26 protein-coding genes are annotated in these 26,555 nt (G+C 64.8%); 16 read left to right on the forward strand and 10 right to left on the reverse strand.

Annotated features, from left to right (window positions below):
- The first annotated feature begins 2 nt into the window (after positions 1-2).
- Genes argJ through J2R99_RS08955 form a run of 3 tightly spaced genes read left to right on the forward strand, consistent with a single transcriptional unit; the run spans position 3 to position 1,848 of the window.
- Entirely contained in the window at positions 3-1,229 is a 1,227-nt protein-coding gene (argJ, locus tag J2R99_RS08945; protein WP_307154072.1) for a bifunctional glutamate N-acetyltransferase/amino-acid acetyltransferase ArgJ, read from the forward strand.
- A gap of 11 nt (positions 1,230-1,240) precedes the next feature.
- On the forward strand, positions 1,241-1,639 hold the full coding sequence (gene mutT, locus J2R99_RS08950) for an 8-oxo-dGTP diphosphatase MutT (RefSeq protein ID WP_128290911.1): 399 nt from the start codon (positions 1,241-1,243) through the stop codon (positions 1,637-1,639).
- A 5-nt stretch (positions 1,640-1,644) separates the two neighbouring features.
- Entirely contained in the window at positions 1,645-1,848 is a 204-nt protein-coding gene (locus tag J2R99_RS08955) for a Flp family type IVb pilin (RefSeq protein ID WP_307154073.1), read from the forward strand.
- Positions 1,849-1,951: 103 nt separating this feature from the next.
- Here the strand turns inward: J2R99_RS08955 and J2R99_RS08960 are convergent, their stop codons facing one another.
- On the reverse strand, positions 1,952-2,833 hold the full coding sequence (locus J2R99_RS08960; RefSeq protein ID WP_307154074.1) for a methyltransferase domain-containing protein: 882 nt from the start codon (positions 2,831-2,833) through the stop codon (positions 1,952-1,954).
- 39 nt (positions 2,834-2,872) lie between these two features.
- Here J2R99_RS08960 and J2R99_RS08965 point away from each other — a divergent pair, with 39 nt between their 5' ends.
- The 5 genes from J2R99_RS08965 (at position 2,873) to J2R99_RS08985 (ending at position 6,444) form a co-directional block, all read left to right on the forward strand.
- Complete coding sequence (locus tag J2R99_RS08965; RefSeq protein ID WP_307154075.1) at positions 2,873-3,676, forward strand: ComF family protein; 804 nt, start codon at positions 2,873-2,875, stop codon at positions 3,674-3,676.
- 89 nt (positions 3,677-3,765) lie between these two features.
- A complete protein-coding gene (gene grxC / locus J2R99_RS08970; protein WP_307154076.1) occupies positions 3,766-4,035 on the forward strand; it encodes a glutaredoxin 3 in 270 nt (89 codons plus the stop codon).
- On the forward strand, positions 4,029-4,907 hold the full coding sequence (locus J2R99_RS08975; RefSeq protein WP_370872335.1) for a carbon-nitrogen hydrolase family protein: 879 nt from the start codon (positions 4,029-4,031) through the stop codon (positions 4,905-4,907). The genes grxC and J2R99_RS08975 overlap by 7 nt, the downstream gene beginning before the upstream one ends.
- On the forward strand, positions 4,904-5,392 hold the full coding sequence (locus J2R99_RS08980) for a DUF1178 family protein (protein WP_307154077.1): 489 nt from the start codon (positions 4,904-4,906) through the stop codon (positions 5,390-5,392). Before J2R99_RS08975 ends, J2R99_RS08980 begins: the two co-directional genes overlap by 4 nt.
- Positions 5,393-5,592: 200 nt before the next feature.
- Positions 5,593-6,444: a cation diffusion facilitator family transporter gene (locus J2R99_RS08985; protein WP_307154078.1), complete on the forward strand. Its 852-nt coding sequence runs from the start codon at positions 5,593-5,595 to the stop codon at positions 6,442-6,444.
- Between the two features lie 173 nt (positions 6,445-6,617).
- Here J2R99_RS08985 and J2R99_RS08990 read toward each other — a convergent pair whose 3' ends face one another.
- Positions 6,618-7,313 (reverse strand): DUF1236 domain-containing protein, encoded by a 696-nt coding sequence (locus J2R99_RS08990; RefSeq protein WP_307154079.1) that lies wholly within the window; start codon positions 7,311-7,313, stop codon positions 6,618-6,620.
- Between the two features lie 222 nt (positions 7,314-7,535).
- Here J2R99_RS08990 and trhA point away from each other — a divergent pair, with 222 nt between their 5' ends.
- Positions 7,536-8,177 carry a PAQR family membrane homeostasis protein TrhA gene (trhA, locus tag J2R99_RS08995; protein ID WP_307154080.1) on the forward strand — a complete coding sequence of 214 codons (642 nt, stop codon included), beginning with the start codon at positions 7,536-7,538 and terminating at the stop codon, positions 8,175-8,177.
- A gap of 28 nt (positions 8,178-8,205) precedes the next feature.
- Here trhA and J2R99_RS09000 read toward each other — a convergent pair whose 3' ends face one another.
- The 3 genes from J2R99_RS09000 to J2R99_RS09010 all read right to left on the reverse strand — a co-directional run bounded on the left by J2R99_RS09000 (position 8,206) and on the right by J2R99_RS09010 (position 11,003).
- Positions 8,206-8,778 (reverse strand): YjbE family putative metal transport protein, encoded by a 573-nt coding sequence (locus J2R99_RS09000; RefSeq protein WP_370872336.1) that lies wholly within the window; start codon positions 8,776-8,778, stop codon positions 8,206-8,208.
- A gap of 92 nt (positions 8,779-8,870) precedes the next feature.
- Positions 8,871-9,617 carry a bifunctional 2-polyprenyl-6-hydroxyphenol methylase/3-demethylubiquinol 3-O-methyltransferase UbiG gene (gene ubiG / locus J2R99_RS09005; protein ID WP_307154190.1) on the reverse strand — a complete coding sequence of 249 codons (747 nt, stop codon included), beginning with the start codon at positions 9,615-9,617 and terminating at the stop codon, positions 8,871-8,873.
- A 114-nt stretch (positions 9,618-9,731) separates the two neighbouring features.
- The gene (locus tag J2R99_RS09010) at positions 9,732-11,003 is read right to left on the reverse strand and encodes an MgtC/SapB family protein (RefSeq protein ID WP_307154082.1); all 1,272 of its coding nucleotides are present in this window, start codon (positions 11,001-11,003) and stop codon (positions 9,732-9,734) included.
- A 221-nt stretch (positions 11,004-11,224) separates the two neighbouring features.
- Between J2R99_RS09010 and J2R99_RS09015 the strand changes: the two genes are divergently transcribed.
- From J2R99_RS09015 to J2R99_RS09035, 5 genes are all read left to right on the forward strand, one after another.
- On the forward strand, positions 11,225-12,478 hold the full coding sequence (locus J2R99_RS09015; protein ID WP_307154083.1) for an aspartate kinase: 1,254 nt from the start codon (positions 11,225-11,227) through the stop codon (positions 12,476-12,478).
- Between the two features lie 87 nt (positions 12,479-12,565).
- A complete protein-coding gene (gene ptsP, locus J2R99_RS09020) occupies positions 12,566-14,833 on the forward strand; it encodes a phosphoenolpyruvate--protein phosphotransferase (RefSeq protein ID WP_307154084.1) in 2,268 nt (755 codons plus the stop codon).
- Between the two features lie 24 nt (positions 14,834-14,857).
- Positions 14,858-15,937 (forward strand): peptide chain release factor 1, encoded by a 1,080-nt coding sequence (gene prfA / locus J2R99_RS09025; protein ID WP_307154085.1) that lies wholly within the window; start codon positions 14,858-14,860, stop codon positions 15,935-15,937.
- A 98-nt stretch (positions 15,938-16,035) separates the two neighbouring features.
- The gene (prmC, locus tag J2R99_RS09030; RefSeq protein ID WP_307154191.1) at positions 16,036-16,932 is read left to right on the forward strand and encodes a peptide chain release factor N(5)-glutamine methyltransferase; all 897 of its coding nucleotides are present in this window, start codon (positions 16,036-16,038) and stop codon (positions 16,930-16,932) included.
- 251 nt (positions 16,933-17,183) lie between these two features.
- Positions 17,184-18,113 carry a DUF4167 domain-containing protein gene (locus J2R99_RS09035; RefSeq protein ID WP_307154086.1) on the forward strand — a complete coding sequence of 310 codons (930 nt, stop codon included), beginning with the start codon at positions 17,184-17,186 and terminating at the stop codon, positions 18,111-18,113.
- Positions 18,114-18,205: 92 nt separating this feature from the next.
- Here J2R99_RS09035 and J2R99_RS09040 read toward each other — a convergent pair whose 3' ends face one another.
- Entirely contained in the window at positions 18,206-18,970 is a 765-nt protein-coding gene (locus J2R99_RS09040; protein ID WP_307154087.1) for an MOSC domain-containing protein, read from the reverse strand.
- A gap of 278 nt (positions 18,971-19,248) precedes the next feature.
- On the opposite strand from J2R99_RS09040, the gene clpB reads away from it, so the two are divergent.
- Both clpB and J2R99_RS09050 read left to right on the forward strand, forming a co-directional pair.
- Positions 19,249-21,885 carry an ATP-dependent chaperone ClpB gene (gene clpB / locus J2R99_RS09045; protein ID WP_307154088.1) on the forward strand — a complete coding sequence of 879 codons (2,637 nt, stop codon included), beginning with the start codon at positions 19,249-19,251 and terminating at the stop codon, positions 21,883-21,885.
- 255 nt (positions 21,886-22,140) lie between these two features.
- On the forward strand, positions 22,141-22,968 hold the full coding sequence (locus tag J2R99_RS09050; RefSeq protein ID WP_307154089.1) for a lytic murein transglycosylase: 828 nt from the start codon (positions 22,141-22,143) through the stop codon (positions 22,966-22,968).
- 22 nt (positions 22,969-22,990) lie between these two features.
- Here J2R99_RS09050 and J2R99_RS09055 read toward each other — a convergent pair whose 3' ends face one another.
- From J2R99_RS09055 to J2R99_RS09070, 4 genes are all read right to left on the reverse strand, one after another.
- A complete protein-coding gene (locus J2R99_RS09055; RefSeq protein ID WP_307154090.1) occupies positions 22,991-23,347 on the reverse strand; it encodes a DMT family protein in 357 nt (118 codons plus the stop codon).
- Positions 23,348-23,453: 106 nt separating this feature from the next.
- Complete coding sequence (locus tag J2R99_RS09060) at positions 23,454-23,612, reverse strand: hypothetical protein (RefSeq protein ID WP_307154091.1); 159 nt, start codon at positions 23,610-23,612, stop codon at positions 23,454-23,456.
- A 26-nt stretch (positions 23,613-23,638) separates the two neighbouring features.
- A complete protein-coding gene (locus J2R99_RS09065; RefSeq protein WP_307154092.1) occupies positions 23,639-24,232 on the reverse strand; it encodes an SCO family protein in 594 nt (197 codons plus the stop codon).
- An 83-nt stretch (positions 24,233-24,315) separates the two neighbouring features.
- The gene (locus J2R99_RS09070) at positions 24,316-26,277 is read right to left on the reverse strand and encodes a peptidoglycan DD-metalloendopeptidase family protein (protein WP_307154093.1); all 1,962 of its coding nucleotides are present in this window, start codon (positions 26,275-26,277) and stop codon (positions 24,316-24,318) included.
- Positions 26,278-26,555: the final 278 nt, after the last annotated feature.

Genomic DNA, 26,555 nt, shown 5'->3' on the forward strand with positions numbered 1-26,555 from the left:
GAATGAGCGCAAGCGTTTCGCCGCTGGCGCCCCGCGAATTCGCGGAGCTGCCGCAACTTGAGGGAGTTCGGCTTGCGACGGTTGCGGCCGGCATCCGCTACAAGGGCCGCACCGACCTCCTTCTGATCGCTTTCGATCCGCCGGCGACGGTCGCCGGTGTCTTCACGCGGTCGAAATGCCCGTCTGCGCCGGTCGATTGGTGCCGGGCGCAGCTTCCGCGCGGACGTGCCGCGGGGCTCGTGGTCAATTCCGGCAATGCCAACGCTTTTACCGGCGCTAAGGGCGCGGCCGCGACGAAGGCGAGCGCAGAGGCGGCCGCCGAGGCCCTCGGCTGTGCGCCGGAGGACATCTTTCTCGCCTCGACCGGCGTGATCGGCGAACCGCTCGACCCGGAGCCGTTCCGGCGGCATCTCGGCCCGCTCGCTCAAGAGGCGCGCGGCGACCGTTTCCGCGAGGCGGCGGAAGCGATCATGACCACCGACACGTTTCCGAAGCTCGCCCATAAAGAGGTGACGATCGGGGGCAGGCGGGTGAACGTGCAGGGCATCGCCAAGGGCGCCGGCATGATCGCGCCGGACATGGCGACGATGCTCGCCTTCGTCTTCACCGATGCGAAGATTTCGCCGATGGCCTTGCAGACGGCTTTGTCGGAGGCCGTGAAAACGAGCTTCAACGCGATCACCGTCGACAGCGATACCTCCACGTCGGACACGCTGCTCGCCTTTGCCACTGGCACGGCCGGTGCGGAGATCGTGCCGGGAAGTGGCGATTTTCAGAGTTTTATGGAGGCTTTGACCGAGGTCTGTCGTTCGCTCGCCTTCCAGGTGGTGAAGGATGGGGAAGGCGCGCGCAAATTCCTCGAAGTCGCCGTGACGGGCGCCGAAACCGATGCGTCGGCGAAGACGATCGCGCTTTCGATCGCCAATTCGCCCTTGGTGAAGACGGCCGTTGCCGGCGAGGACGCCAATTGGGGGCGTGTGGTGATGGCCGTCGGCAAGGCGGGCGAGCCCGCCGACCGCGACCGGCTTTCCATCTGGTTCGGTCCGCATCGCGTCGCCGTCGACGGTGCGCGCGACCCGGATTATTCGGAAGAGGCCGCCTCCGCCTATATGACCGGGGCGGAGCTTGCGGTGAAGGTCGATCTCGGGCTCGGCAGCGGCCAGGCGACCGTCTGGACCTGCGACCTCACCAAGGAATACGTCGCCATCAACGGCGATTATCGCAGCTGAACGAGGCCGCGATGAAGCTTCTCCTCGTCGTCGCCGTGGCGCTTGTCGATCCCGACGGGCGCGTGCTTCTGGCTCGTCGCCCGGACCATAAGGAGTTCGGCGGTATGTGGGAGTTTCCCGGCGGCAAGGTCGAGGCAAGCGAAAGTCCCGAAGCTGCTCTCATCCGGGAACTGCGCGAAGAACTCGGGATCGATGTGCAGGAAGCCTGTCTGGCGCCGCTGACGTTCGCCAGCCATGCTTATCCAAATCTTCATCTGCTGATGCCACTCTACGTCTGCCGACGCTGGTCTGGCGTGGCGCAGGCTCTCGAAGGACAGGAACTGCGCTGGGTCCGGCCGCAAAAGATGAGAGAGTTTGCCATGCCGCCAGCTGACGAACCGCTGATTTCCCATCTGCTCGATCTGTTGTGAGCGATATGCTGAGATCGCGCCTGCGCGAACTCGCTTTGGCTTGGACATCGCTCCGTCGTGACGAATCCGGCGCGACAGCGGTGGAATATGCCCTCATCTGCTCGCTGATCACCATTGCCGTCGTGGCGGCTTTCAGCGTCTTCATTCCCTCGCTGACGGCCCTTTACGACGGCATTGCGGATCATTTCGCAGAGATCGGCTGGGGTTAGAGCGGCTCACACCGCCCCTTGAGGTTTCGCGTCGATGGGCGCCGGCGTGTATCACGCGGCCTGCCCGGATGCCTCGCATCGCGTTGCCCATCTCTTCGTCCAATCAGTCGCGGTTCTTCTCTTCCAGGAGATGGGCAAGGCTCACCTGCGCCGAGCCGCGTCTCGCAGGCTTTTGCTGGCTTTCATGCGGCGCCCAGCCGGACACGGCATAAAGCTCGAACGTCGCCGGCACCTTCCCTTCGGTATCGCCATAGAGCTCGCGGTAGGCTCCCGCCGCGCGGGCGATGAGCGCCCGCGTCGTCGGCTTGCGGGTGCGCTCCGACAAGGCATTGGAAGCGCCCATCGCCTTCAGCTCCGCCATCAGCTTCAACGGCTCGCGGTAGCGCACGGTCACCACTTCGCGGTCGACGACCGGCAGGGCAAAGCCCGCCCGCTGCAGAAGCGCGCCGACATCGCGGATATCGGCGAAGGGCATGACGCGCGGACTGACGCCGCCCGACATTTCGGCCTCTGCATGCATGAAGGCGTGGCGCAGTTCGGCAAGCGTGCCGCCGCCGGGAAAGACGGCGAGGCAGAGACCGTCGGGCTTCAAAGAGCGACGGATCTGAATGAGCGCGCCCGGCAGATCGTTGGCGTTGTGAAGGCTGAGGACGGAGGCGAAGAGATTGATGCTTTCGGGCGCAAGCGGCAGCGCCTCGTCATCGGCGACGGCGACCTCCGTGCGATGCCGCCTCGCCGCGGCAAGGCTCTGCTCCAAGGGCAGAATTTTGTCCACCTTGCCGCTCGCCAGCAGAGCGTCTGCAAGTGCGGGGCCCCGGCCGAAGGCGGCGACGGCCCGTTCGAAACGCCGTTCCACCATGGCAAGACGTATGGCGACCTCGTCGATCGCTCGTTGCATGAGGAAATCGATGCCTTCCACGGGAGGGGCGGCGCGCTCTTCGCGGCGGCGAAGGAGATGCTTGTCGAGGATCGGGGGAGCGGTCATGCTCGGGTTCTAGCGCAAGACGCGCCATGGTGAAGCGGAATGCGACGCGACATGCCTCTTCGTGCTGCGGGATCGGACGTGGTCGGAGCGCGCAATGGCCTCCGCGACCTCGTGAAAGCGGGGGCGAGACAGGTCGCGGACCTGTTCCTGCCGCCGCTCTGTCCGGTCTGTCGGCGGGCGGTCGGCGCGCATGAGCTTCTGTGTCCGCAATGCTGGGCGAAGCTGCGTTTCATCGAAGAGCCGTTCTGCCCGGTCCTCGGCATCCCCTTCGCCGCCGATCTCGGAGAGGGCATTCTTTCGGCGCAGGCGATTGCCGATCCGCCGCCGTTTTCGCGGGCGCGTTCGGCCGTCCTCTTCGACGAGACGGCGCGCAGCCTCGTGCATCAGTTCAAATATTACGATCAAGCGGCGGTGGCCCGCACGCTGATCGCGCTGACTTTGAGGCCTGCGAGAGAGCTCGCCCGCGAGGGCACGCTCGTCGTGCCCGTGCCGCTCCATCGCTCGCGCCTCTGGCAACGGCGCTTCAATCAATCGGCCGTGCTCGCCAAAGGCATCGCCGATGAGCTCGGTCTTCATGTCGTGCCGCGGGCGCTCATTCGCAGCCGGCGGACGCGGCAGCAAGTCGGTCTGTCGCAAAAGGAGCGGCAGGCCAATCTGCGCGGCGCCTTCAAGGTGCGCGATGCACAAAGAGGCGTCGTCGCCGGCCACCGCATTCTTCTCGTCGACGATGTCTACACCTCCGGCGCAACGGTGAAGGCGGCAACGAAGGCGCTTCTCAAGGCGGGGGCGCAGGAGGTCGACGTCGTGACCTTCGCGCGCGCCGGGATCGTCCCGCTCGGCTGAGTGCAGGCCTTGGGGCGCGGCGTTAAGCCGATGGTTCTGTTGCGGAAGTTTTCCGTGAGGCTATATCTGGGGGAACGCTTGGAGCATTCATGGCCAAAGTCACCATTTATACCCGGCAGTTTTGCGGCTTCTGCAGCTCGGCGATCCGGCTTCTTCAGGAGAAGGGTGCAGAGTACGAAGAGATCGATGCCACCTTCGAGCCCGACAAGCGGGCCGAGATGATGGCGCGCTCGAAACGCCAGACCTTTCCGCAGATCTTCATCGGCAGCCAGCATGTCGGCGGCTGCGACGAACTTTACGCGCTCGACCGGCAGGGGCGGCTGGAGCCTCTGCTTGCGGGCGAGGAGGTGGGATCGTGAGTTTCAAGGCGGCCTGCCTGCAGCTCAATGCAAGCAACGTCGTTTCCGACAACATCGCAACGATCGAGCGGCTGGCACGCCGCGCGGCCGAGGCGGGGGCGCAGTATGTGCAGACGCCGGAAATGAGCAACATCATCGAGCGCGACCGCGAGAAGCTGTTTGCGGCGATCACGACGGAGGCTGACGATCAGACGCTTGCCGCCTGCCGGGCGCTCGCTTCGGAGCTCGGCATCGTCTTCCATATCGGTTCGCTCGCCCTGAAAAGTCAGGACGGGAAGATCGCCAACCGCGCCTTCGCGGTCGGACCGGACGGTGCCATTCTCGCGCGCTACGACAAGATCCATCTCTTCGACGTCGATCTGCCGGGCGGCGAGAGCTGGCGGGAATCGGCGACCTATACGGCGGGCGGCGAGGCGGTGCTCGTGCCGGTCGCCTTCGCCACGCTCGGCGTTTCGATCTGCTACGATGTGCGCTTCCCGCAGCTTTACCGGGCACTCGCCAAGGCGGGTGCGGATGTGTTGACGGCGCCGGCCGCCTTTACCCGCAAGACCGGCGAGGCGCATTGGCACGTTCTGCAGCGCGCCCGGGCGATCGAGAACGGCGCCTTCATGATCTCCGCAGCACAAGCGGGCATCCATCGCGACGGCCGGGAGACTTTCGGGCATTCCATCATCGTCTCGCCCTGGGGCGAGGTGCTGGCCGAGGCCGCTGGCGAGGGCGAGGAGGTGATCCTCGCCGAAATCGACACGGGGCAATCGGCCGAGGCCAGAGGCCGCATTCCCTCGCTCGCCAACGAGCGTAATTTCGCTCCGCCCTCAGTCGGGCCATCCCTTGCGCCATCCGTCGCGCCGCCGATGAGGTCGGCATCATGATCCATTACGATTTGCGTTGTGACGAGGGCCACGGCTTCGACGCCTGGTTTGCAAGTTCAAAGGCCTTCGAAGAGCAGCAAGAGGCCGGTCTGCTCTCTTGTCCGCATTGCGGCTCGGCGGCGGTTGAGCGCGCCTTGATGGCCCCGGCGATTTCGGGCGGACGCGGACGCGAGCCGGTTCACTCCGTTGCGGCCGAGACGGGCTCTGCGGGCGCTCCTGTGGCGGCCGGCGGCGACAAGGGACAGCAGGTGGCGACCACCGTGCCGGCGCCGCTTCTGGAGGCGATGCGCGAGGTGCGGAAATATGTGCAGGCGCACGCCGATTACGTCGGCAATCGCTTTGCCGAAGAGGCGCGCCGCATCCATTACAAGGAAAGCGATCCGCGCGGTATCTACGGCGAGGCGAGCCGCGAAGAGATCAAAGAGCTCAAGGAAGAGGGCGTCGCGTTCCAGCCGCTGCCGGTCCTGCCGGAAGATTTCAACTAGCCTCCTTCCGTCCCGCCTCGAAGCAATCTAGACCTTTTCCTTCCAGTTTTCTAAACCGGCATGGATTGGCACGGGAGGCCCCCATCAGCGGACATCACGATCATCATCATGACCATGGGCACAGCCATGATCATGGTCACGGTCATGGGCATTCCCATGCCCACGGACATGCGCATGGGGCGGGCGGCAACGAGAAGCGCATGGCGATCGCCGCCGCGCTCACCGGCTCGTTCATGCTCGCCGAAGCGATCGGCGGTTTCCTCTCCGGCTCGCTCGCCCTTCTCGCCGATGCCGGCCACATGCTCACCGATTTCGCGTCTTTGTCGCTCGCCTGGTTTGCGTTTCGCATCGCGCGTCGCCCGGCCGATTGGAAGCGCACCTACGGCTTCGACCGCTTTCAGGTTCTGATCGCCTTCGTCAACGGCCTTGCGCTCCTCGCCATCTGCGTCTGGATCATCGTGGAAGCGGTGAGGCGCTTCAATTCGCCGGTCGAGGTGATGGGCACCCCGATGCTGGTGATCGCCGTCCTCGGCCTCATCATCAACATTGCCGTCTTCTTCGTGCTGCACAGCTCGGAGGAGCAGAACCTCAACATGCGCGGCGCCATCCTGCACGTGCTCGGAGATCTTCTGGGCTCCGTCGCCGCGATCATCGCCGCGCTCGTCATCCTGATGACGGGGTGGATGCCGATCGATCCGCTTCTGTCGCTTCTCGTCTGCCTCCTGATCCTGCGCAGCGCCTGGTATGTGACGAGCCAGGCGGGGCATATCCTGCTCGAAGGTGCGCCGGCGGGCGTCGATGTCCGAGAGATCGAGCGCGACCTGCCGCAATCGGTTGCGGGCGTCCTCAACGTGCACCACGTGCATGCCTGGGCGATCAGCGAGGAGCGGCCGATGGTGACCTTGCATGCGCGGCTTGCCGAGGGGGTGGCGACCGATATCACCGTGCGGGCGATCAAGGCGCGCATCGCCGAGCGCTTCGACATCGATCATGCGACGATCGAGGTGGAGGGCCTGCATTGCGCCGACGAGGCGATGAAGCGGGCGTCTTAGGCGGAGATCTTTGCCCGCGCCACGTAATGCATGTGGGCTTGGGGCAGCTTAGCGGGACACAACAAAGAAAGACCCGCCATGCGGGCGGGTCTCCGGTCTGGGTCTTTGCGGGCTCGGGGGAGGTCCGCTGTGGGTTGGGAAAGGCCCGGGGGGCGGGCCTTTCCCATGCAGGATCAGCGCACGACGTAGACGATGCGGTGGCTGCCCGGTTCGACGAGGACCGGCTGGCCGTTCACATAGGCGTACTCGTAGTCGGAATCCGGGATCGGCGTGAGCGTCACGGTTTCGGGGACGCCAGCGCCGACGACCACTTCGCCGTCGAGATAGACGGGCTGGACGGGGTTCGTCTGGACGTAGGTGGTGACGGTCTCCGGCGGGTCGATGATGGCGCCGGCGGCAGAACCGCCGACCGTTCCGGCCGCCCCGCCGATCGCGGCACCGGCCGCCGCACCCACCGGACCGCCGATCAGGGCGCCGGCGACCGCGCCGCCGACCATGCCGGTCGCGCCGCCCGCCGTGCCGCCGGTTTCGGCGCCTGAAGGTTCGTAGGTGGTGACGGGAACGCCGGCATCGGCGTAATGGTCGGTCATGACGACGGGCGAGCCGCTGATCGGTGCCGTCAGATAATCGGAATAGGCCCAGCCCTGCGTGCCCTCATGGGTGACGGTGCACCATTTGCTGCCCTGGAGGCAGCCGTTCACGGTGACCTCGTCCTCACCCGGAATGTAGCCGACAATCGGATATTCCGGGCCGGGGCCGGAGCGGATGTTGAGGTCGGTGGTGGCCGTTGCCGCGCTCTGGGCGAAGGCGCTGGTCGAGAGTGCCGCAAGAGCGGCCGCTGCGAGCGTCACGTTTCTGGCAAATCGCATGATTGTCTCCGTTCTCATTGATGGCGCTACAACTTGAAGGCCGGAGAAGCGGTTCCGGCACGGCGCTCGGAACCGTTCCAGCCTGTGGCAGGTGTGCAACAGCCTTTGATGCAAGCGTTTGGGGCGGCCGGCTTGCTGCCGCCGCAACGCCCGCTAGTTGATTGACGAGACGAAAAGGAATGCCGCGCCCGCGAGGCGGTGGTGCTGATATGAGGAGGCAGAATGCGCAGAGCGGCGGGACCGCGTTTCAAATACTCGCCGGCGGAATTGTGGGCCGACGGAATCGTGCACGGGCTCGGCCTGTCGCTTGCGATCGCAGCCGCGATCGCGGCGCCTCTCGCCTTGAGCGGACGCGTGCCCGCGGGTGAAATGGCGGCGATGGGCGTCTATCTCGGGACGCTCGTTCTCTCGCTCGGGATTTCGGCTGCCTACAATCTGTGGCCGGCAGGAAGCGTGAAGGCCGTCTTGAGGCGTCTCGACCATTCGGCGATCTTTCTTCTGATCGCCGGCACCTACACGCCCTTCATGGCGGTGAGCAAAACCTGGTGGCTTCTCGCCTTCGTGTGGAGCGTGGCGGCGGCGGGCGTGTTCGGGAAACTCTTCGTGCCGCACCGTTTCGACCGCGTGGCTCTCGTCGCCTATCTCGGCCTCGGCTGGTCGGGCATCGTCGCCTATGGGCCGTTGACGGAGGCGCTGTCCTCATCCGTCGTCTGGCTCGTGATCGGCGGCGGCATCGTTTATTCGGTGGGCGTCATCTTCCATGTCTGGCAGCGGCTTCTGTTCCAGAACGCCATCTGGCATGCCTTCGTGGTGACGGCGGCCTGCATCCATTTCGTTGCCGTTTGGAAAAGCGCCATCGCGTGAGGACACATTTGAGCTGGTCCGGACCGGCTCAGGCGACGACCGTGGCGATCTCTTCGACGCCTTCCCAGATCATGTGGCCGGCGACGTAGACGATGATCAGAAGACCGACGTAAGCGATCCACCGCTGCTTGTGCAGGAGGTCGGCGATGAGGCTTGCGGCGATGCCCATCAGCGCGACCGAGAGGACGAGGCCTGCGGCGAGGACCCAGGGGTGCTGGTGCGCGGCCCCGGCCACGGCGAGAACGTTGTCGAGTGACATCGACAAATCGGCCAGAATGATCTGAAAGACCGCCTGGCGCATGGATTTGGGCTGCGGTTCTTCGATGCAAGCGGCGCGGTGGCCGCCGTCATGGCAGGCCCTGCGGTCGGCCTCGAGTTCCCGCCACAGCTTCCACGACACCCACAGAAGCAGGATGCCGCCGGCCAGCAACAGGCCGATGATCTCCAGAAGTTCGACGGCGACGAGCGCAAAGGCGATGCGCATGACGGTCGCCGCGGCGATGCCGACCGCAATGACCTTGGTGCGCTGCTTCGCGGGCAGCGCCGCCGCTGCCATCCCGACGACGACGGCATTGTCGCCGGCAAGCACGACATCGATCATGACGACGGTCAGAAACGACCAGATCTCTGCGCTGGTGATCACGTGACGGAAAGGCTCAAGGGAACGGGCTCAAAGGAGCAGGCTGACGGCGCTCAGCGTGCCGGCCGCTCTGCCAGCATCATATAGTTCACATCCATGTCGCGTGACAGGCGCATTCTGTCCGTGAGCGGGTTGTAGACGACGCCTGTCTCGTCCTTGATGGTGAGACCTGCCGCCATCAAGGCGTCGGCCAATTCGCGCGGCTTGACGAAACGATGATGCTCATGCGTGCCGCGGGGCAGCCAGCCGAGCACGTATTCGACGCCCACGATGGCGAGCGCGAAGGATTTCATGGTGCGGTTCAACGTGGCGAGGAACATGAGGCCGCCCGGCTTCACGAGCGCCGCAGCGGCCGCGATATAGGCCTCCACATCGGTGACGTGCTCCACCACCTCCATCGACAGGACGACATCGAAGAGGGCGCGTTCGGAGGCGAGATCCTCCGCCGCCGCACAGCGATAATCGATGACGAGGCCGCTTTCGGCGGCGTGGCCGGTCGACACTTCGATATTGGCGGGGGAGGGATCGATGCCCGTCACCTTGGCGCCGAGACGCGCCATCGGTTCGGCCAGAAGCCCGCCGCCGCAACCGACATCGACGATGTCGAGCCCCGAAAACGGTTTCGGGGCTCGCGGGTCGCGATCGAACTGGGCGCAGACATGGCGCACGATATAATCGAGCCGCACCGGATTGAGCTTATGCAGCGGGCTGTTCTTGATGCCGCCCCACCAATCCTGAGCACTCTGCTCGAATTTGGCGACTTCCTTGGGATCGATGGTGGATGAGCCGGCCTGCATGATGTCCTCCGCTTGGGCGCGTGCGGAGAAGAGGTGGCGAACGCGTCGGAAGTCAAGCCTTCCCGCCTGCGACCTGCTTTCCATGGCAACAATCGAGGTATGCTGAAGGCCGCGCTTTCAGGCGAGATACAGCCACGCCATCGTCGCCGCGAGGCCGGCGAGGGCAAGGAGGCTTGCCGCGGCAACCGGGATGCCGACACCGCGACCGCCAATGGCTACGGCGATCGCAGCCTTCGACAGGGTGTTGCTGCACACGGCGACGAGAATCGCGGTCGTCGCCGTGGCCGCGCCGAGCGGGCCCGGCGAAAGTCGAGCCATGGAGATCGTCACCGCGTCCACATCCGCAAGGCCCGAGAGGCCCGCGACGGCGAGTACGCCGGCCTCGCCCACTCTTCGCAAGACCAGTCCGACCGAAAGCATGATGAGGGCGAGGAGCCCGGCAAGCCGCAACGTGGTTCCGAGGGCGAGAGGATTGCCGACATCAAGCCGGGCCTCCACGCCCCTGTGGCGTTTTCCAGCAAGGACGAGGGCGCCGAGTGCAAGGCCGAAAGCGGCGCAAAGCAGGGGTGGAGCGAGACCCGCCGCAAGAGCCGGTGCAAGCGCGATCGCGACTGTGGCTACGCGGAGCATCATAACCATGCCCGAGACGAGAATGCCTGCGGCGAAAAGCCGAGCCGAGGCCGGGTCTTTGCGCGCCATCCGCGATAACGTGACGGTCGTTGCGGTGGAGGAGGCGAGACCGCCGGCGAGCCCCGTGGCAAGGATTCCGAGACGGCTGCCGAAGAGGCGTACGGCCACATAACCCCCAAACGAGATGATGGCGATCAGGATGGCGAGCAGCCAGATCTCGTAAGGGTTGATTGCATCCCAGGGATCGATGGTCCGATTGGGAAGGAACGGCAGCAGCAGGAAGGTCATTGCGCAAAGCACGAGGACCGCCCGGATCTCTTCCCAACTGAGCCCGGCAAGCCAGCGGTGCAAAGGTTCCCGCAACGCCAGAATGAGAGTAGCCGCGACAGCCGCGGCAATCGCCACGCGTTCATCGCCCGTGACGGCCATCGCGCCGAGACAGAAGGCGAGAAGGCCGGCGATGACCGTCGTCATGCTGAAGCGGTGTTCCGCCTGGGCCTGCAGGATCGAGAAGGATATGAGCGCGCCGGCATAGCCAAGGAAGGCTGCGGCGAAGACGAAACCTCCGAGGGGAAGTGCAAGGGCTGCCGATGCGCCACCCAGGAGACCGGAAAGGGCGAAGGTTCTGAGACCGGCGGCACGGGTGCGGCCCTCCGCGCGACGGGTCTCCCAACCGCGTTCGAGACCGATCAAAAGGCCGATCGCGAGCGCTGCGGCAAGGCGCAAAAGAAGCGCGATCTCGACGGAATTTCCGGTCATCGCCATGCTCGCTGGTGCAACCGCCAATGATGCTCGCATCGGGGATTGCGGCGCTGATTCAGATCAAGCTTCAAGATGCATCGGGGGAGGAGCTCCGTCCCGATTGCCCCCAGGCGCATTCCCGGCTAAAAGCGGGCGCGCCGGGGTACCCGGCCGCGGCTTGCGCCAATTCTTTTGGCGGGTCGTCCCCTTAAATTCCATCAGGCCTAGCCGAGCCGAAAATGTCCCGCCTCGTGATGAAATTCGGCGGCACTTCTGTCGCTGATCTCGACCGCATCCGCCGTGTTGCGCGCCATGTGAAACGTGAAGTCGATGCCGGCCACGAAGTCGCCGTCGTCGTTTCCGCGATGGCTGGCGAGACGAACAAGCTCGTCAAATTGTGCCGTGAAGCGTCGCTCATGCATGACGCGCGCGAATACGATGCCGTCGTCGCCTCGGGCGAGCAGGTGACGGCCGGGCTTCTCGCCATCGTCTTGCAATCGATCGGCGTCGATGCACGCTCCTGGCTTGGCTGGCAGATCCCGCTTCGGACCGATGCCGCGCATGGCGTGGCACGCATCGCCGACATCGATTCCCGCACGCTTCTCGAGCGCATGAGCCGCCAGCAGGTGGCGGTCGTCGCGGGCTTCCAGGGCGTTGCCCCCGACAACCGCATCGCCACGCTCGGCCGCGGCGGCTCGGACACGAGCGCGGTGGCGCTCGCGGCCGCCCTCGGGGCGGAGCGCTGCGACATCTATACCGACGTCGACGGGGTCTATACGACGGATCCGAGAATCGTATCCGGCGCCAAGCGCCTGCCGAAGATCGCGTTTGAGGAAATGCTCGAAATGGCGTCTCTCGGCGCCAAGGTGCTGCAGGTCAGATCCGTCGAACTCGCCATGGTGCACGGGGTCAGAACCTTCGTGCGCTCCTCCTTCGACGACCCGGAAGCGCCGCAGGTCGGCGAGGGCAATCTACCCATCGGCACGCTCATTTGTGACGAGGACGAAATCGTGGAAAAGCAGCTTGTCACCGGCATCGCCTATTCCAGGGACGAGGCGAAGGTCACGCTCCGACGCGTCGAAGACCGACCTGGCGTCGCCGCGACCATTTTCGGCGCGCTCGCCGATCAGGCGATCAATGTCGACATGATCGTGCAGAACATTTCCGAGGACGGGCGTACCACCGATATCACCTTCACCGTCACCACGAGCGATTTCGAGCGCGCGCTCGCCCTCATCGAGGGGATGCGGCCGGGCGTTGCGATGGAGATGGTCTCGGGGTCGAGCGACGTCGCGAAAGTCTCCGTCATCGGCATCGGTATGCGCAGCCATGCGGGCGTCGCGGCGGAGGCGTTCAAGGCGCTTGCGGCCCGCGGCATCAACATCCAGTTGATCACGACCTCGGAGATCAAGATCTCCATCCTGATCGACGCCGCCTATACCGAACTTGCCGTACGCACCCTCCATTCAATATACGAACTGGACAAGACTTGACGGGCTAACGTCGAATACGGCGCCCACGGGGGACGGGGCGGCCGTGAAAGACTGCGCACGGCGACGGGATGAGGGGGTCTGCCTGCAATGCGAGAGACGCTTGCCGGACCGAGAGTGCTGCTCAGGCGGCTCCGCGAAGTCATGGCGGAGCCGATCGGCGCACAAGATCGGCTGGATAAGATCGTCAGGCTGATCGCCGCCAACATGGTGACGGAGGTCTGTTCCGTCTACATCCTGCGCGCCGACGGGGCGCTCGAACTCTTCGCCACCGAAGGCCTGAAGGCCTCGGCCGTCCACCGTGCCACCTTGCGCGTCGGCCGCGGCCTCGTCGGCCTCATCGCGGCGGAGGCGAGACCGCTCAATCTGCCCGATGCGCAGAAGCATCCGGCCTTCGCCTATCTGCCGGAGACGGGCGAGGAGATCTACAATTCCTTCCTCGGCGTGCCGGTGCTGCGTGCCGGTCGCACTCTCGGCGTACTCGTCGTCCAGAACCGCTCCCACCGCTCCTATACCGAAGAGGAGGTGGAAGCCCTGCAGACGACAGCCATGGTGCTTGCCGAAATGTTCGCCGCCGGCGAAATCGAAGACCTCGCCACGCCCGGCGCCGACCTCGATCTCAACCGTCCCTTTCGTCTGGAAGGCGCGGCGTTTTCGGAGGGCATCGGGCTCGGAAAAGTGCTTTTGCACGAACCGCGCGTGGTGGTGACGCAGCTGATCGCGGAAGATGTCGATCAGGAACTCGTGCGCCTCGACGAGGCGATGCGCAGCCTGAGGCTCTCCGTCGACGATCTTCTGGCGCGCGGCGTGGAGGCCGGGCAGGGCGAGCATCGCGACATTCTCGAAGCCTACCGGATGTTCGCGCAGGATCAGGGCTGGGTCCGGCGGCTGCGCGAGGCGGTGGCTGCGGGCCTCACCGCGGAAGCGGCGGTGGAGAAGGTGCAAAGCGATATGCGGGCGAGGCTCGCACGCAGCGCCGATCCTTATCTGCGCGACCGGCTGCACGATCTCGACGATCTCGGCAACCGGCTCCTGCGCACGCTGATGGGCCGGCCGCACGGTCCGGGCAGCGCGCAGATGCCGGCCGATGCGGTGGTCGTCGCCCGCAATATGGGCGCGGCCGAACTTCTCGATTACGACCGCGACAAGCTGCGCGGTCTGGTGCTGGAAGACGGGGCGCCGACGAACCATGTCGCGATCGTGGCGCGGGCGCTCGGCATCGCGACCGTCGGCCAGGTGGAAAACGTCGTGGCGCTCGCCGAATCGGGCGATCCCGTCATCGTCGACGGGGAGACGGGCGAGGTGCATCTGCGCCCGCCGGGCGATATCGAGCTCGCCTATGTCGACAAGGTGCGCTTCCGGGCACGGCGGCAGGAGCAGTTCCGCCGCCTGCGCGACACGCCTTCATGCACCAAGGACGGCGTCGACGTCTCCTTGATGATCAATGCCGGCCTGATGATGGATCTGCCGCATCTGATGGAATCGGGCGCGTCGGGCATCGGGCTTTTCCGCACCGAATTGCAGTTCATGATCGCCTCGTCGTTTCCGCGGCTCGGTGAGCAGGAGGCGTTTTACCGCGACGTCATGGAAGGGGCCGGCGACAAGCCCGTGACCTTCCGCTCGCTCGATGTCGGCGGCGACAAGGTGCTGCCCTATATCCGCACGCATCCAGAAGAGAACCCGGCGCTCGGCTGGCGCGCGATCCGGCTCGGGCTCGACCGGCCGGCGCTTTTGAAGACCCAGATCCGCGCTCTGTTGAAGGCGGCGGCGGGACGCACTTTGCGCCTCATGTTCCCGATGGTGACGGAGGTGTCGGAATTTGAACGTGCGGCGCAGATCGTCAGGAACGAAGAGGCACATCTCAACCGTCACGACCACCCGACCGCCGCCAAGGTGGAGCTCGGGGCGATGCTGGAAGTGCCGTCGCTTTTGTGGCAGCTCGACGAATTGCTGGCGAAGGTCGATTTCCTGTCGGTCGGGTCTAACGATCTCTTCCAGTTTTTGATGGCGTCGGATCGCGGCTCGACGCGGCTCGCGGGCCGCTTCGATGCCTTGTCGCCGGCGTTTCTGCGCCCCTTGCGCAAGGTCGCGCATCGGGCCCGTGATGTCGGCAAACCGGTCGCGGTGTGCGGCGAAATCGCCGGCCGGCCCTTGGAAGCCATGGCGCTTCTGGCGCTCGGCTATCGGTCTTTGTCGATGGCGCCGTCATCGATCGGGCCGATCAAGGCGATGATCCTGGAATTGCGGCTTGAACCCCTTGCCGAACGGCTCAATGCCATGCTGGACGAGGATGTGAGCGCGTCAGAACTGCGCACCGAATTGCGGGCCTGGGCGAATATCGAACGCATCCCCGTGTGAGCGAATTCTCGCTATAGAGAGCGGATGATACCGAAAGAACGACTGGACGGGCTGATTGCCCGCCGCAACGCCATCACCACAGAACTCACCAAGGCGCCGGAGACGGAGGTCTTCATCCGCCTGTCGCGCGAGCTTGCGGAGATCGATGAGGTGGCGGGCAAGGCCGAGGCACTGCTTGCGGCCGAGCAGGAATTGGAAGACGCAGAAGCGCTGACCGCCGACCGCAGCAACGATGCGGAGATGCGCGAACTCGCCGAGGAAGAGGCCTATGCTCTGCGCAAGCGCATCGCCGCGCTTTCCGACGAGATCCGGCTTCTGCTTCTGCCGCGCGACGAGGCCGATTCCAAAAGCGCCATCCTGGAAGTCAGAGCCGGCACCGGCGGCGACGAGGCGGCGCTTTTTGCCGGTGATCTCTTCCGCATGTATTGCCGCTATGCCGATCTGAAAAAATGGAAGGTCGAGATCCTCTCCGTCTCGGAGGGCGAAGTCGGCGGCTATAAGGAAGTGATCGCCTCCATCTCCGGGCGCAGCGTCTATGCGCGGCTCAAATTCGAATCGGGCGTGCACCGGGTGCAGCGCGTGCCGGAGACGGAAGGCGGCGGCCGCATCCATACCTCGGCGGCGACGGTCGCCGTGCTGCCGGAGGCGGAGGATGTCGACATCGAGATCCGCCAGGAAGATCTTCGCATCGATACGATGCGTGCCTCGGGCGCCGGCGGGCAGCACGTCAACACGACCGATTCGGCGGTGCGCATCACCCACCTTCCGACCGGTATCGTCGTCACTTCGTCGGAGAAATCCCAGCACCAGAACCGGGCGCGCGCCATGCAGGTTCTGAAAGCGCGGCTTTATGACATGGAGCGCGAGAAGGCCGACAGCGAACGCGCCTCGGCCCGCAAGAGCCAGGTCGGTTCGGGCGACCGGTCGGAGCGTATTCGTACATACAATTTTCCGCAGGGACGGGTGACCGACCACCGCATCAATCTGACGCTCTACAAGCTCGACAAGGTTCTGGCAGGCGAAGCGCTCGACGAACTGGTCGACGGGCTTGTCGCCGACGACCAGGCGAACCGGCTTGCCGCGATCGAGGCGGAGCCGGCATGAACGCCAGGGGATGAGGATGGACACGAGGACGCAGGCGTGAGGGCGGGACGATAGCGCACCTTTCGGCCGGTCGCGGGGCGCGAAGCCGCGACGCGCTTCTGAAAGAGGCGCGCGCAACCCTGAGGGCGGCTGGCATCGCCGATCCGGGGCGCGATGCGCGGCTGCTTCTCGCTTCGGCCTGCGGGCTTTCGGCTGAACAGCTGATTGCGGCGGGCGATGCCCCGGTGTCGGATGAGGAGGAGGCGCGCTTTGCCGCCTTCATCGCACGCCGCGTGGCACGCGAACCGGTCGTGCGGATTCTCGGCGAGGCGGAGTTCTGGGGGCTTTCCTTTCTGGTGCGGCCGGAGGTTTTGACGCCGCGCCCGGAAACGGAGCACGCGGTCGAACAAGCTCTTGCCTTCCTCGGACCGGCGCGGCGCGGCGAGCCGCTCGTCTTCGCCGATCTCGGCACGGGCAGCGGTGCCATCGCGGTGGCGCTCTTGCGGGAGCTTGGCCAAGCGCGATGCATCGCGGTCGATTTGAGTGCCGCGGCGCTCGAATTGGCCCGCGAGAATGCCGCAAGGCACGGGGTGGATGCGCGATTCTTGCCGTTTCAAGGCGACTTCCGCGATCTCGCACAAGCGGTCGCACCGCAAAGCCTGACTTTTATCGTTTCCAATCCGCCCTATATAGAGAGCGACGTCGTCGCGACGTTGATGCCGGAGGTCGAATGCTTCGATCCCAGAATGGCGCTCGATGGCGGCGAAGACGGACTGACCGCCTACCGGGCGATCGCAGAGGTCGCTCCCGAATTTTTGAAACCAGGCGGTGCACTTATCCTGGAGATCGGCGCGGGTCAGGCGGACAACGTCACAGCTCTTCTCAAGGAAAACGGACTTTCCGCATGTTCCGAGACAGTCGATCTTGCCGGAATCGTGCGTGTGGTCAGCGCCAGGAAAGCTTGTGATGACAGTGTTGCAGACGCTGCTTTCGCCTGCCGCAATGCGAAAAAATAACTTGGAAATCCAAGTCAATCTCGCTACGGTCAAGAGGCGATCCGGGGCACAACGCCACACAAATGTCCTTGAGACAGGCGAAGTTATCGCCCCCAGCACGGATCGTTTGCACGTCTTCGCCACCGATGGTCATTAACGACACGGGCAGCTCCGGCTGAATTGGGAATCGTGCGATTGGAAAACTCAGCCTCGGTCAAGCCGCGGCGAGTAGGGGCACGGATCAAAAAGCTCTAAACCAGCGAGAACGGTTGATGAGGCATAATCAGAACAGGCGGTCGCGGGGACGCAACCGCAAGGGGCCTAATCCTCTTTCGAGAAGCTATGAATCGAATGGGCCGGACGTCAAAGTTCGTGGAACGGCTCAGCACATCGCCGACAAATACGCCTTGCTGGCACGCGATGCGCTTTCTTCGGGGGACAATGTCTCGGCCGAGAACTACTTCCAGCACGCAGAACACTACAACCGCATCCTGATGGCCGCGCAGGCGAGCATGCCGCAACAGCAAAGCGCCAACAATCAGGACCAGGACGACGACGAGGATGGCGACGATTACCGTCCGATGAACGGCTATCGCCAGCCCTCGCGCAACGATTCGCGCCAGGACGACCGCGATTCCGACGAGCGCGAGACGCGCGGTTCGGGCAATCGGGACGATAACCGGCGTGACGACAACCGGCGTGACGATAATCGTCGTGATGACGGGCGCCGCGACGATGGACGCCGTGGAAATCGCGACGGCCGCAATCGCGACGAACAGGTCTCTGCAAGCGACAATGACGACGACAACGACAACGAAGGTGATGGTGAGGAGCGCAGCGAGCGCCGTCCACGCCGCACCCGTCGTCGTCCGGCTGCAGTCGCCGAGAGCGCCGACAATGCCAAGTCGGACACGTCGAATGCGGACGATGCCGCCGCCGAGAAGCCCAAGCCGGCCCGCGCCTCCCGCTCAAGCAAAGCCGCCAAGGCGGCCGAGAACGGAACGGATGGCGAGGGAGACGGGACGGCGGAAGCCGCGCCTGCTCCGAAGCCGCGCCGCCGGACCAAGAAGGCCGCGGCTGCCGACGGCGAAGGCAATGGCAATGGCGAAGCCAAGGTCGAGGCCAAGGGCGCCGACAAGAGCGACGACAAAGGCGAGCCGACACGCGACGGTGCCGCCGCTCTGGCAGCCTTTCCGGAATAAGCGTCGGTCCTTTGGAGAATGATATCAGGCGCGGGTCTCGGCCCGCGCCTTTTTCGTGTCCGCGATAGGGCCCGGTAAGGGAGCCCCGCGTTTCAGGCCGGCAGCGAAAACGCGTCGCCCTCGCGCAGCGAGCCAGGGCGCGCAACCGTGAGATAGATGCCGAAATCGGAATGGCCGTAGAGATCCATGAGGGCACGCGGGAGTGCCGCGTCGCGTGCGCCCGTCTCCGGATCGACATTGGTGGCAGCGCAGCGCTGCGTGCGCTTTCGCCCCGAGAGAGTGATCTCGGGCAGCTCCAGCGTCTTGCCGATCCAGTCGAATTCGGCAAAGGGCGGCGCGCCGTCGATGACGATGTTGGGGCGGAAACGCAGGGGGTTGAGGCTGCGGCCGAGCTTTTCCTCGAATGCGCGCAGGCTTGCGAGATTGACGAGGTGCAGCGATTTCGTGCTCACGTCGGAAAAGGAATGACCGGGCACGCGCAGAAGCCGCGGCGGACCGCGCAGCTCGGAGGCGAATTCCTCCGCCACCCAGGTTTCGAGCGCAGTACGGCCTTCCGCCGTGGCCAGCGAGCCTGAAAAGCCGCCCGAGCCGCCATCCTTCGGCCTGATCGACAGCTTTTGCGTCGCCTCCTCGAAGCGGCTTTCGAAGGTGGCGAGCTTCTCGTTCTTCATCAGCATCAGGAAGCGGATCTTCGGCAGATGCTGCGGATTTTCAGGATCGAAGCCCGAAGGGCCGTTTTCGATCGCAAAGGCGCGGTCGAAGGGCATGGTGGCGCCCTTGTCGAGCCTCACGTCCGAGAGGCGTTCCGGCGACAGGCCTTTGACGGGATAGCGGTAAAGCGCGGTGACCTTGATCATGGGCTTCGGCTTCCGCTGCGGCGGTGGGAAAGTCAACTGACGGTGCGCGCCGTACGGCGTGAAGGTGCGATTCTGGGTGCCGCCGGCTGCGCAATCGCCGGCTTTTCGGCCCGCCCCAAAAGACCGTTGCCGTCGCGCTAAAATCGGCCACGCGACCATTGCGTGGCAAATCAGCCACACCCATATGAGCATCCGGTACGGGGCGCTTCCGAAGAAGGCCTCAATCTCATGTCAGGTGGCGGGATGCTTCGGGTCCCGGTGCCGGAAGGGGTCAAACGATGAATTTCGAAAAATACACAGAACGCGCGCGCGGCTTCATCCAGTCGGCGCAGACTTACGCGCTGGGGCAGGGGCACCAGCAGTTCCTTCCCGAACATCTTCTGAAAGTGCTGCTCGACGATCCGGAAGGGATGGCGGCGGGTCTCATTTCTCGCGCCGGCGGCCGGCCGAAAGAGGCGCAGCTCGCCAATGATGCGGCGCTCGCCAAGCTGCCGAAGGTTTCCGGCGGCAACGGCCAGCTCTATCTGGCGCAGCCGCTCGCCAAAGTTCTGCAGACAGCCGAGGATGTGGCACAGAAGGCGGGCGACAGCTTCGTCACGGTGGAGCGGTTGCTTCTCGCGCTCGCCATCGAAAAGGGCGCCGCGACCTCCGGCATTCTGTCGAAGGCCGGGGTGACCGCGAACGGACTCAACGACGCGATCAACGACATCCGAAAGGGGCGCACGGCCGATTCGGCTTCCGCCGAGCAGGGCTATGACGCTTTGAAGAAATATGCGCGTGATCTCACCGAAGAGGCGCGGGCGGGCAAGCTCGACCCGGTCATCGGCCGCGACGAGGAAATCCGCCGTGCGATCCAGGTTCTGTCGCGGCGCACGAAGAACAACCCGGTTTTGATCGGCGAGCCGGGCGTCGGCAAGACCGCGATCGCGGAGGGGCTGGCGCTGCGGATTGCCAATGGCGACGTGCCGGAGAGCCTGAAAGAGAAGAAGCTCCTCGCCCTCGACATGGGCGCGCTCATCGCCGGCGCGAAATATCGCGGCGAGTTCGAAGAGCGGCTGAAAGCGGTCCTCTCGGAAATCGAGGCGGCGGCCGGCGGCATCATCCTCTTCGTCGACGAGTTGCACACGCTGGTGGGTGCCGGCAAGGCGGAAGGCGCGATGGACGCCTCGAACCTTCTGAAGCCGGCCCTGGCGCGCGGACAGCTGCACTGCGTCGGTGCCACGACGCTCGACGAATATCGCAAATATGTCGAGAAGGACGCGGCGCTGGCGCGGCGGTTTCAGCCGGTCTTCGTCAATGAGCCGAATGTTGCCGACACGATCTCGATCCTGCGCGGCCTCAAAGAGAAATATGAGGTGCATCACGGGGTCCGGATCACCGATTCGGCGCTCGTTTCTGCGGCGACGCTTTCCAACCGCTACATCACCGACCGGTTTCTGCCGGACAAGGCGATCGACTTGATGGACGAGGCGGCGGCGCGGCTGCGCATGCAGGTCGATTCCAAGCCGGAGGCGCTCGACGAGCTCGACCGGCGCATCATCCAGCTCAAGATCGAGCGGGAAGCCTTGAAGAAGGAGACGGATGCGGCCTCGCATGAGCGGCTCGAAAAGCTGGAGCGGGAGCTTGCCGACCTCGAAGAGGAATCGGCCGCGCTCACCCAGCGCTGGCAGGCGGAGAAGGAAAAGCTCGCCGGTGCCTCCAAGCTCAAGGAAGAGCTCGACCAGGCGCGCTTCGACCTCGAACAGGCGCAGCGCCGCGGCGATCTCGCCAAAGCGGGCGAGCTTGCCTATGGCGTCATCCCGCAGCTCGAGAAAAAGCTGAAGGAAGCGGAAAAGCGCGAAGCGCAGGCCTCAAATGGCGATGGCGGCGGCGGATTGGTCGAAGAGGCGGTGACGCCCGACCATATCGCCCATGTCGTGTCGCGCTGGACCGGCGTGCCGGTCGACAAGATGCTCGAAGGCGAGCGCGACAAGCTTTTGCGCATGGAGGACGATCTGTCGCGGCGGGTCATCGGCCAGGCCGAGGCGGTGCATGCGGTTTCGACCGCAGTCAGGCGTGCGCGCGCCGGGCTGCAGGATCCGCACCGGCCGATCGGCTCGTTCATGTTCCTGGGCCCGACGGGCGTCGGCAAGACGGAGCTGACGAAGACGCTCGCCGACTTCCTGTTCGACGACGAGAGCGCCATGGTGCGCATCGACATGTCGGAGTTCATGGAGAAGCATTCCGTGGCGCGGCTGATCGGTGCGCCTCCGGGATATGTCGGCTATGAGGAAGGCGGCGTTCTGACCGAGGCGATCCGGCGGCGGCCCTATCAGGTCGTCCTCTTCGACGAGATCGAAAAGGCGCATCCGGACGTCTTCAACGTGCTTCTGCAGGTGCTCGACGACGGCAGGCTGACGGACGGCCAGGGCCGCACCGTCGACTTCCGCAACACGCTCATCATCATGACCTCCAATCTCGGTGCGGAGTTCCTCTCCAACCTGAAGGAGACGGAGGATGTCGATGCGGTGCGTGAAGAGGTGATGCAGGTGGTGCGGGCGAACTTCCGGCCGGAGTTCCTGAACCGTGTCGATGAAGTGATCCTGTTCCACAGGCTGAAGCGCCAGCAGATGGCCGCGATCGTGGAGATCCAGCTGAAGCGACTCGAATCGCTCTTGGAAGACCGCAAGATCGAGCTCTCGCTCGACGACAGCGCCACGGCCTGGCTCGCCGACAAGGGCTACGACCCGGCCTATGGGGCGCGGCCGTTGAAGCGGGTGATCCAGAAGCAGGTGCAGGACCCGCTGGCGGAGAAAATCCTCGCCGGCGAGATCCGCGACGGTGCGGAGGTCAAGGTGACGGCGGGTTCCGACCGTCTCCTCTTCCATGTCGTCGGCTCCAAGACCGGCACGGAAGGCGAATCGATCGCCGCCTGAGGTCGCTCGAAGACGGCGCCCCGCCGCAGCGAGGCGCCGCCCCCGCCATAGGAGACATGAACGCCCTTCCCGGTCTGCGGGGAGGGCGTTCTTTTTGGGCCCGTCTCTTTTGCCGCGGTTTGGTGCGGTTTGCCTCGCCGGGAAACCGTGTGTGCCCTCCGCTCTCTTCCTGGAACCCGCACCGGCCTTAAGACTTTGTCCTTCGCAGCTGCGCTAACGTCGCAGCCTCATGGACGACAGGGCAGGGGCATCTTCATGCTTTCATTCAGACGGGTTGTTGCCGCGGCGGTTTTCGCCTGCGCGGCCGCCGGCTTTTCCGCCACGACGCAGGCCGCTTCCTGCGGCAACGGAGCGGCGGGCTTTCCGGCCTGGCTGCAGGATTTCAAGCAGGAGGCGGCAAGAGCCGGCATCTCGCCGCGGGTGATCGATGCGGCGCTTTCGGGCGTCTCCTATCAATCGAAGGTCATTCGCCTCGACCGCGGACAGCATTCCTTCAAGCTCTCCTTCGACGAGTTTTATCGCAAGCGGGTGAACGACGCGATGATCCGCAAGGGGCGCCAGCTCATCGACCGCTATGCCTCCACCCTGTCATCGATCGAAAAGCGCACCGGCGTGCCGCCGGAGGTGATCGTCTCGATCTGGGGGCTGGAAACCGGCTATGGCCGCAATTCAGGATCGATGGCGACGTTCCCGTCGCTCGCCACGCTCGCCTATGATTGCCGGCGCTCCGCCTTCTTCACCGGCGAGCTTCTGGCGGCCCTGAAGATCGTCGAGCGCGGTGATCTCACCCCCGCGCAGATGCGCGGCGCCTGGGCCGGCGAACTCGGCCAGACGCAGTTCCTCGCCTCGTCCTATCTGCGCTTTGCCGTCGACGGCGACGGCAACGGGCGGCGCGACCTCATCAATTCCGTGCCGGATGTGCTGGCCTCGACGGCCAATTATCTGCGGGCCTATGGCTGGCAGGCCGGCCAGAGCTGGGAGCCGGGCACGGCGAATTACAACGTCTTGCACCAGTGGAACAAAGCCGACGTCTATGTGAAGACGATCTCGGTGATGGCGTCGAAAATGGCCGGGCGCGGCTGAGGGCCGTCCCCCGGAGCGCCGCCTAGATCGGGGCGCGGAAGATGAAGAACGCGCCGAGCCCGATGAAGGCGAAGCCGACGAGCTGGTTGAGCGTGATCGGCTCTTTCAAATAGATGGCGGAGAAGCCGACGAAGACGATGAGGGTGATGACCTCCTGGATCGTCTTCAGCTCCGCCGCGCTATAGGCGCGGTAGCCGATGCGGTTCGCCGGCACGGCGAAGCAATATTCCAACAGCGCGATCATCCACGAGACCAGGATGACGAGCGGCAGAGGCCGGTCGGTGAAGCGCAGATGCCCGTACCAGGCGACCGTCATGAAGAGGTTGGATGCCGACAGAAGCAGGATCGGTGCGACCTGCGGCGGGATGGAAAACGTCATCTTGTCCCTAAACAAGCGGGATGCCGACAACGCTCCCGCGAGCGAAGCAATGAGGAAGACAGCCGAAACGTTCCCGCCGCGGTGAGCGGCCGCGGGCGCAAGCGTCTCAGATGCCGAAGCAGCCGGGCAGGCCCGAAACCAGCACCGCCATGAAGATCGCGTCCGATTTCAGCTGCCAGCCGAGAAAGACGGAAACGATCGCGGCGAGCGCGAGGAGGGCCGAGGCGGCGGTGAGGGCGAGCGAGCCGTCGAAGGGAAGCTTCATGGGAAGAATGTTTCGCCGCCGCCGGCTCAGCCGTCAAGCAGGCGTTGAAGCTTGGCGAGGGCGGCGTCGCGATCTTCGTTGAAATTGATGGTGCCGGCGAGGCGACCGTCCTCGTCGAGCAGGAACACCGAGGCGGTGTGGTCCATGGTGTAGTCGCCGCCCTCCGTCTCCACCTTGCGATAAAAGACGTGGTAATCGTCGAGCATGGCCCGCACCTTGTCCGGCTCGCCGGTGATGCCGCGGATCCCGCCGCCAAAGGCGGAGACGTAATCCGCCATCACCTCAGGCGTGTCGCGCTCCGGATCGACGGTGACGAAGACGAGGTTGAGATCGTCCGCCTTTTGCCCGAGCGCGTCTCGCCAGCTCGCCATATCGGCGAGCGTCGTCGGGCAGACATCGGGACAATGGGTGAAGCCGAAGAAGACGGCAGAGGGGTGGCCCTCAAAAATCTCTTCGGTGACCGGCGCGCCTTTTTCATCGACGAGGGTGAAGTCGGCACCGAGCCGCTGGCCGCCGGCGATGCCGCCCTCCTGATTGCGCGACATCATCCACAGGGCCGTGACGCCGACAAGGGCGGCGGCAACCGCGATCCAAAGTCCAATCAAGATGCCGCGTCGCATGTCGTCAGGCTCCTTTCAGGCAGGTTTCGCCGCATGTGCAATCGGCGCCGGTGTCAGCGCCCGGAGGGCGCAATTGGTGAGGCTCAGTCGGTGAGAGTCGCGACGCGGGAGGAATTGTCGCGTGCGATCAAGGCGTCGATGCGCTGACGCTCCTTGTTGAAACGGGCGAGTTCGGCACCGGTCAAGGTGTGGCCGCGGGGAACGCGGATCTTCATGGGATCGACGAAGTGGCCGTTGACCAGGACCTCGAAATGCAGATGCGGCCCGGTCGAGAGACCGGTCGAGCCGATATAGCCGATGATCTGGCCTTGATGGACACGCATGCCGACCTTGATGCCTTTGGCGATGGCCGACATGTGGTTGTAGGTGGAGACATAGCCGTTGGCGTGCTTGATCTCCACGCGCCGCCCATAGGTTGAGAACCAGCTGGCGCGCTCGATAATGCCATCGCCGGCGGCGATGATCGGGCTGCCGCGCGGTGCCGCCCAGTCGACGCCGGAATGTAGCTTGTAGCGGCCGAGGATCGGGTGCTTGCGCATGCCGAAGGCGGAGCGGAAGACGGCGTTCGGCACCGGCTTGCGCAGGAGGAACTTGTTGGCGCTCTTGCCGTCGGGATCGTAATAGCCGATCGAGCCGTCTTCTTCGTCGCGATAGCGATAGAAGCGATGCTTGGCGCCGTTGACGGTGAGCGAGGCGTAGATGAGCTCCTCCGCATCCGGATCGCCGGTGTAGACGGCCTCGAATTCGTCGCGCCTGGAGGTCCGGCTTTGCAGATCGGTATCGAAGGAGAAGATGCGCACGAGCTTTTCCGCAAGCTCGGGCTCCATGTCGAGGCTGAGGGCTGAGCGCCAGAGCGCGCTATAGATGCTCGGCAGACTGGAGCGCGAACGCGTATCGGCAACGTTCGCCATCTCAAAATCGCCATCGCTGAAATTCGGCTCGGCCGCCGCGACATAGGCGCCGCCATCGGAGAGTGCGACGGTCGCCAGATGCTGGCCGTTGGAATAAAGGCTGACGCGGACCGGGCGCACGCGCCCCGCCTCGTCCTCGGCAAGGCCGAGGCGCAGCTTCTGCCCGGCACGGAAATCGAAGGCGAAATTGGCGATCATCGTCGACTGGATCTCGGCCGCCTCCACCTCTGTCGCGCCTTCGGCCTCCAACAGCTTGGTGAGCGCGTCGCCGGTGGCGACCTGGACGATCTTCTCCTCGATCGCCGCGTCGACCGGTGCCTCGTCGTTCTTCTCGATGAGAGAGACGTTTTCCGGGACGATGGCGACGGCGAGGTTGTTGAGCGACAGGGGATCGGCCGAGCTCACTTCGAAGCGGCCGGGATCGACATAGGGAAGCGAGGCGACATCCACGGCGCCTTCGGCGAGGAAGGGCGCATTCTCGCGGATGATGCGTTCCACTTCCGCCGTCTTCAGGGCCGCCGTCTCGTCGTAGAGCCTGGCGTTGACGGGAAAGGGCGCGCTGCTGATGGTGACTTCGCCGTCGACCTCAGCGCCGTAGATCGTTTCAGCCGCCGCCGTCTCGGACGGCTCCGGCGAATTTCCTTCCGCAAACAGGGCGAGGGCGTTGAACTTCGGCACCCGGGCGACGATGTCTTCGGGAACCGGGGCGGCGAGCGCGCGCCTGACATGCACGAAGGGGCGGACCTTGATGTGCTCGCGATCATCGACGCGGGTGACGGTCGACACCTGGATGACGCGTTTCAGCTCTTCACCGTCGGGCTCGACGCGAATGCGGTCGCTCTTGCGCCCCACGGTGCCGCCAATGAGGCGGCCCGGGTCGATGGCGGCAAGGGCCGGGCGGATGATGCCTTCCGGCTTCAGCCCGATCGCCGCCTGCAGCGCGCCACCCACGAGGATCACGGAAAAGATGGCCGTGACGACCGAACCGCCAAGCCAGCGCAAGCTGAGCCGGCGCCGGTCTGGCCGTCGCTTCAGCGAGAGATGATAAAGCGGCTCGTCGTCACCAAGGTCGACGGACGGAACCGGGCGCTGTTTCAAGAAAGGGTGCACCCCGTCGATTTCCTTTCCCCGCATGCGCGCCTCTGTATAGCTCGCGTGCGCGTTATGTGACAGCCTTCCGATAGGGTTGCGAATGTGACTGCTTCGTGACGCGTCGTGCCAGCGGGGGTGGCCTCTGTCAACGCGACCCGGTGAAAGCCGCGGATTTCCGGGCTTTCAGACATCTTTTGCGAAAAGAGATGACGATTTTAAAACTCGCTGTTGACAGGTCGGGGCGGTCTGAATATATACCGCAACACCGGCGGCGGGGAGCACTGCTCTTCGGAGCTTGATGCTTCATCGCTGGTTTCCAT

Origin of the sequence: Rhodopseudomonas julia (assembly GCF_030813515.1) — a bacterium.
GTDB classification, from domain to species: Bacteria; Pseudomonadota; Alphaproteobacteria; order Rhizobiales; family Afifellaceae; genus Afifella; species Afifella julia.

Bases quoted from the DNA above. Each gene is read 5' to 3' on its own strand.
- argJ (WP_307154072.1), top strand. From the start codon at position 3: ATGAGCGCAAGCGTTTCGCCGCTGGCGCCCCGCGAATTCGCGGAGCTG.
- mutT (WP_128290911.1), top strand. From the start codon at position 1,241: ATGAAGCTTCTCCTCGTCGTCGCCGTGGCGCTTGTCGATCCCGACGGG.
- J2R99_RS08955 (WP_307154073.1), top strand. From the start codon at position 1,645: ATGCTGAGATCGCGCCTGCGCGAACTCGCTTTGGCTTGGACATCGCTC.
- J2R99_RS08960 (WP_307154074.1), bottom strand. From the start codon at position 2,833: ATGACCGCTCCCCCGATCCTCGACAAGCATCTCCTTCGCCGCCGCGAA.
- J2R99_RS08965 (WP_307154075.1), top strand. From the start codon at position 2,873: ATGCGACGCGACATGCCTCTTCGTGCTGCGGGATCGGACGTGGTCGGA.
- grxC (WP_307154076.1), top strand. From the start codon at position 3,766: ATGGCCAAAGTCACCATTTATACCCGGCAGTTTTGCGGCTTCTGCAGC.
- J2R99_RS08980 (WP_307154077.1), top strand. From the start codon at position 4,904: ATGATCCATTACGATTTGCGTTGTGACGAGGGCCACGGCTTCGACGCC.
- J2R99_RS08985 (WP_307154078.1), top strand. From the start codon at position 5,593: ATGGCGATCGCCGCCGCGCTCACCGGCTCGTTCATGCTCGCCGAAGCG.
- J2R99_RS08990 (WP_307154079.1), bottom strand. From the start codon at position 7,313: ATGCGATTTGCCAGAAACGTGACGCTCGCAGCGGCCGCTCTTGCGGCA.
- trhA (WP_307154080.1), top strand. From the start codon at position 7,536: ATGCGCAGAGCGGCGGGACCGCGTTTCAAATACTCGCCGGCGGAATTG.
- J2R99_RS09000 (WP_370872336.1), bottom strand. From the start codon at position 8,778: ATGATCGATGTCGTGCTTGCCGGCGACAATGCCGTCGTCGTCGGGATG.
- J2R99_RS09010 (WP_307154082.1), bottom strand. From the start codon at position 11,003: ATGACCGGAAATTCCGTCGAGATCGCGCTTCTTTTGCGCCTTGCCGCA.
- J2R99_RS09015 (WP_307154083.1), top strand. From the start codon at position 11,225: ATGTCCCGCCTCGTGATGAAATTCGGCGGCACTTCTGTCGCTGATCTC.
- ptsP (WP_307154084.1), top strand. From the start codon at position 12,566: ATGCGAGAGACGCTTGCCGGACCGAGAGTGCTGCTCAGGCGGCTCCGC.
- prfA (WP_307154085.1), top strand. From the start codon at position 14,858: ATGATACCGAAAGAACGACTGGACGGGCTGATTGCCCGCCGCAACGCC.
- J2R99_RS09035 (WP_307154086.1), top strand. From the start codon at position 17,184: ATGAGGCATAATCAGAACAGGCGGTCGCGGGGACGCAACCGCAAGGGG.
- J2R99_RS09040 (WP_307154087.1), bottom strand. From the start codon at position 18,970: ATGATCAAGGTCACCGCGCTTTACCGCTATCCCGTCAAAGGCCTGTCG.
- clpB (WP_307154088.1), top strand. From the start codon at position 19,249: ATGAATTTCGAAAAATACACAGAACGCGCGCGCGGCTTCATCCAGTCG.
- J2R99_RS09050 (WP_307154089.1), top strand. From the start codon at position 22,141: ATGCTTTCATTCAGACGGGTTGTTGCCGCGGCGGTTTTCGCCTGCGCG.
- J2R99_RS09055 (WP_307154090.1), bottom strand. From the start codon at position 23,347: ATGACGTTTTCCATCCCGCCGCAGGTCGCACCGATCCTGCTTCTGTCG.
- J2R99_RS09060 (WP_307154091.1), bottom strand. From the start codon at position 23,612: ATGAAGCTTCCCTTCGACGGCTCGCTCGCCCTCACCGCCGCCTCGGCC.
- J2R99_RS09065 (WP_307154092.1), bottom strand. From the start codon at position 24,232: ATGCGACGCGGCATCTTGATTGGACTTTGGATCGCGGTTGCCGCCGCC.
- J2R99_RS09070 (WP_307154093.1), bottom strand. From the start codon at position 26,277: ATGCGGGGAAAGGAAATCGACGGGGTGCACCCTTTCTTGAAACAGCGC.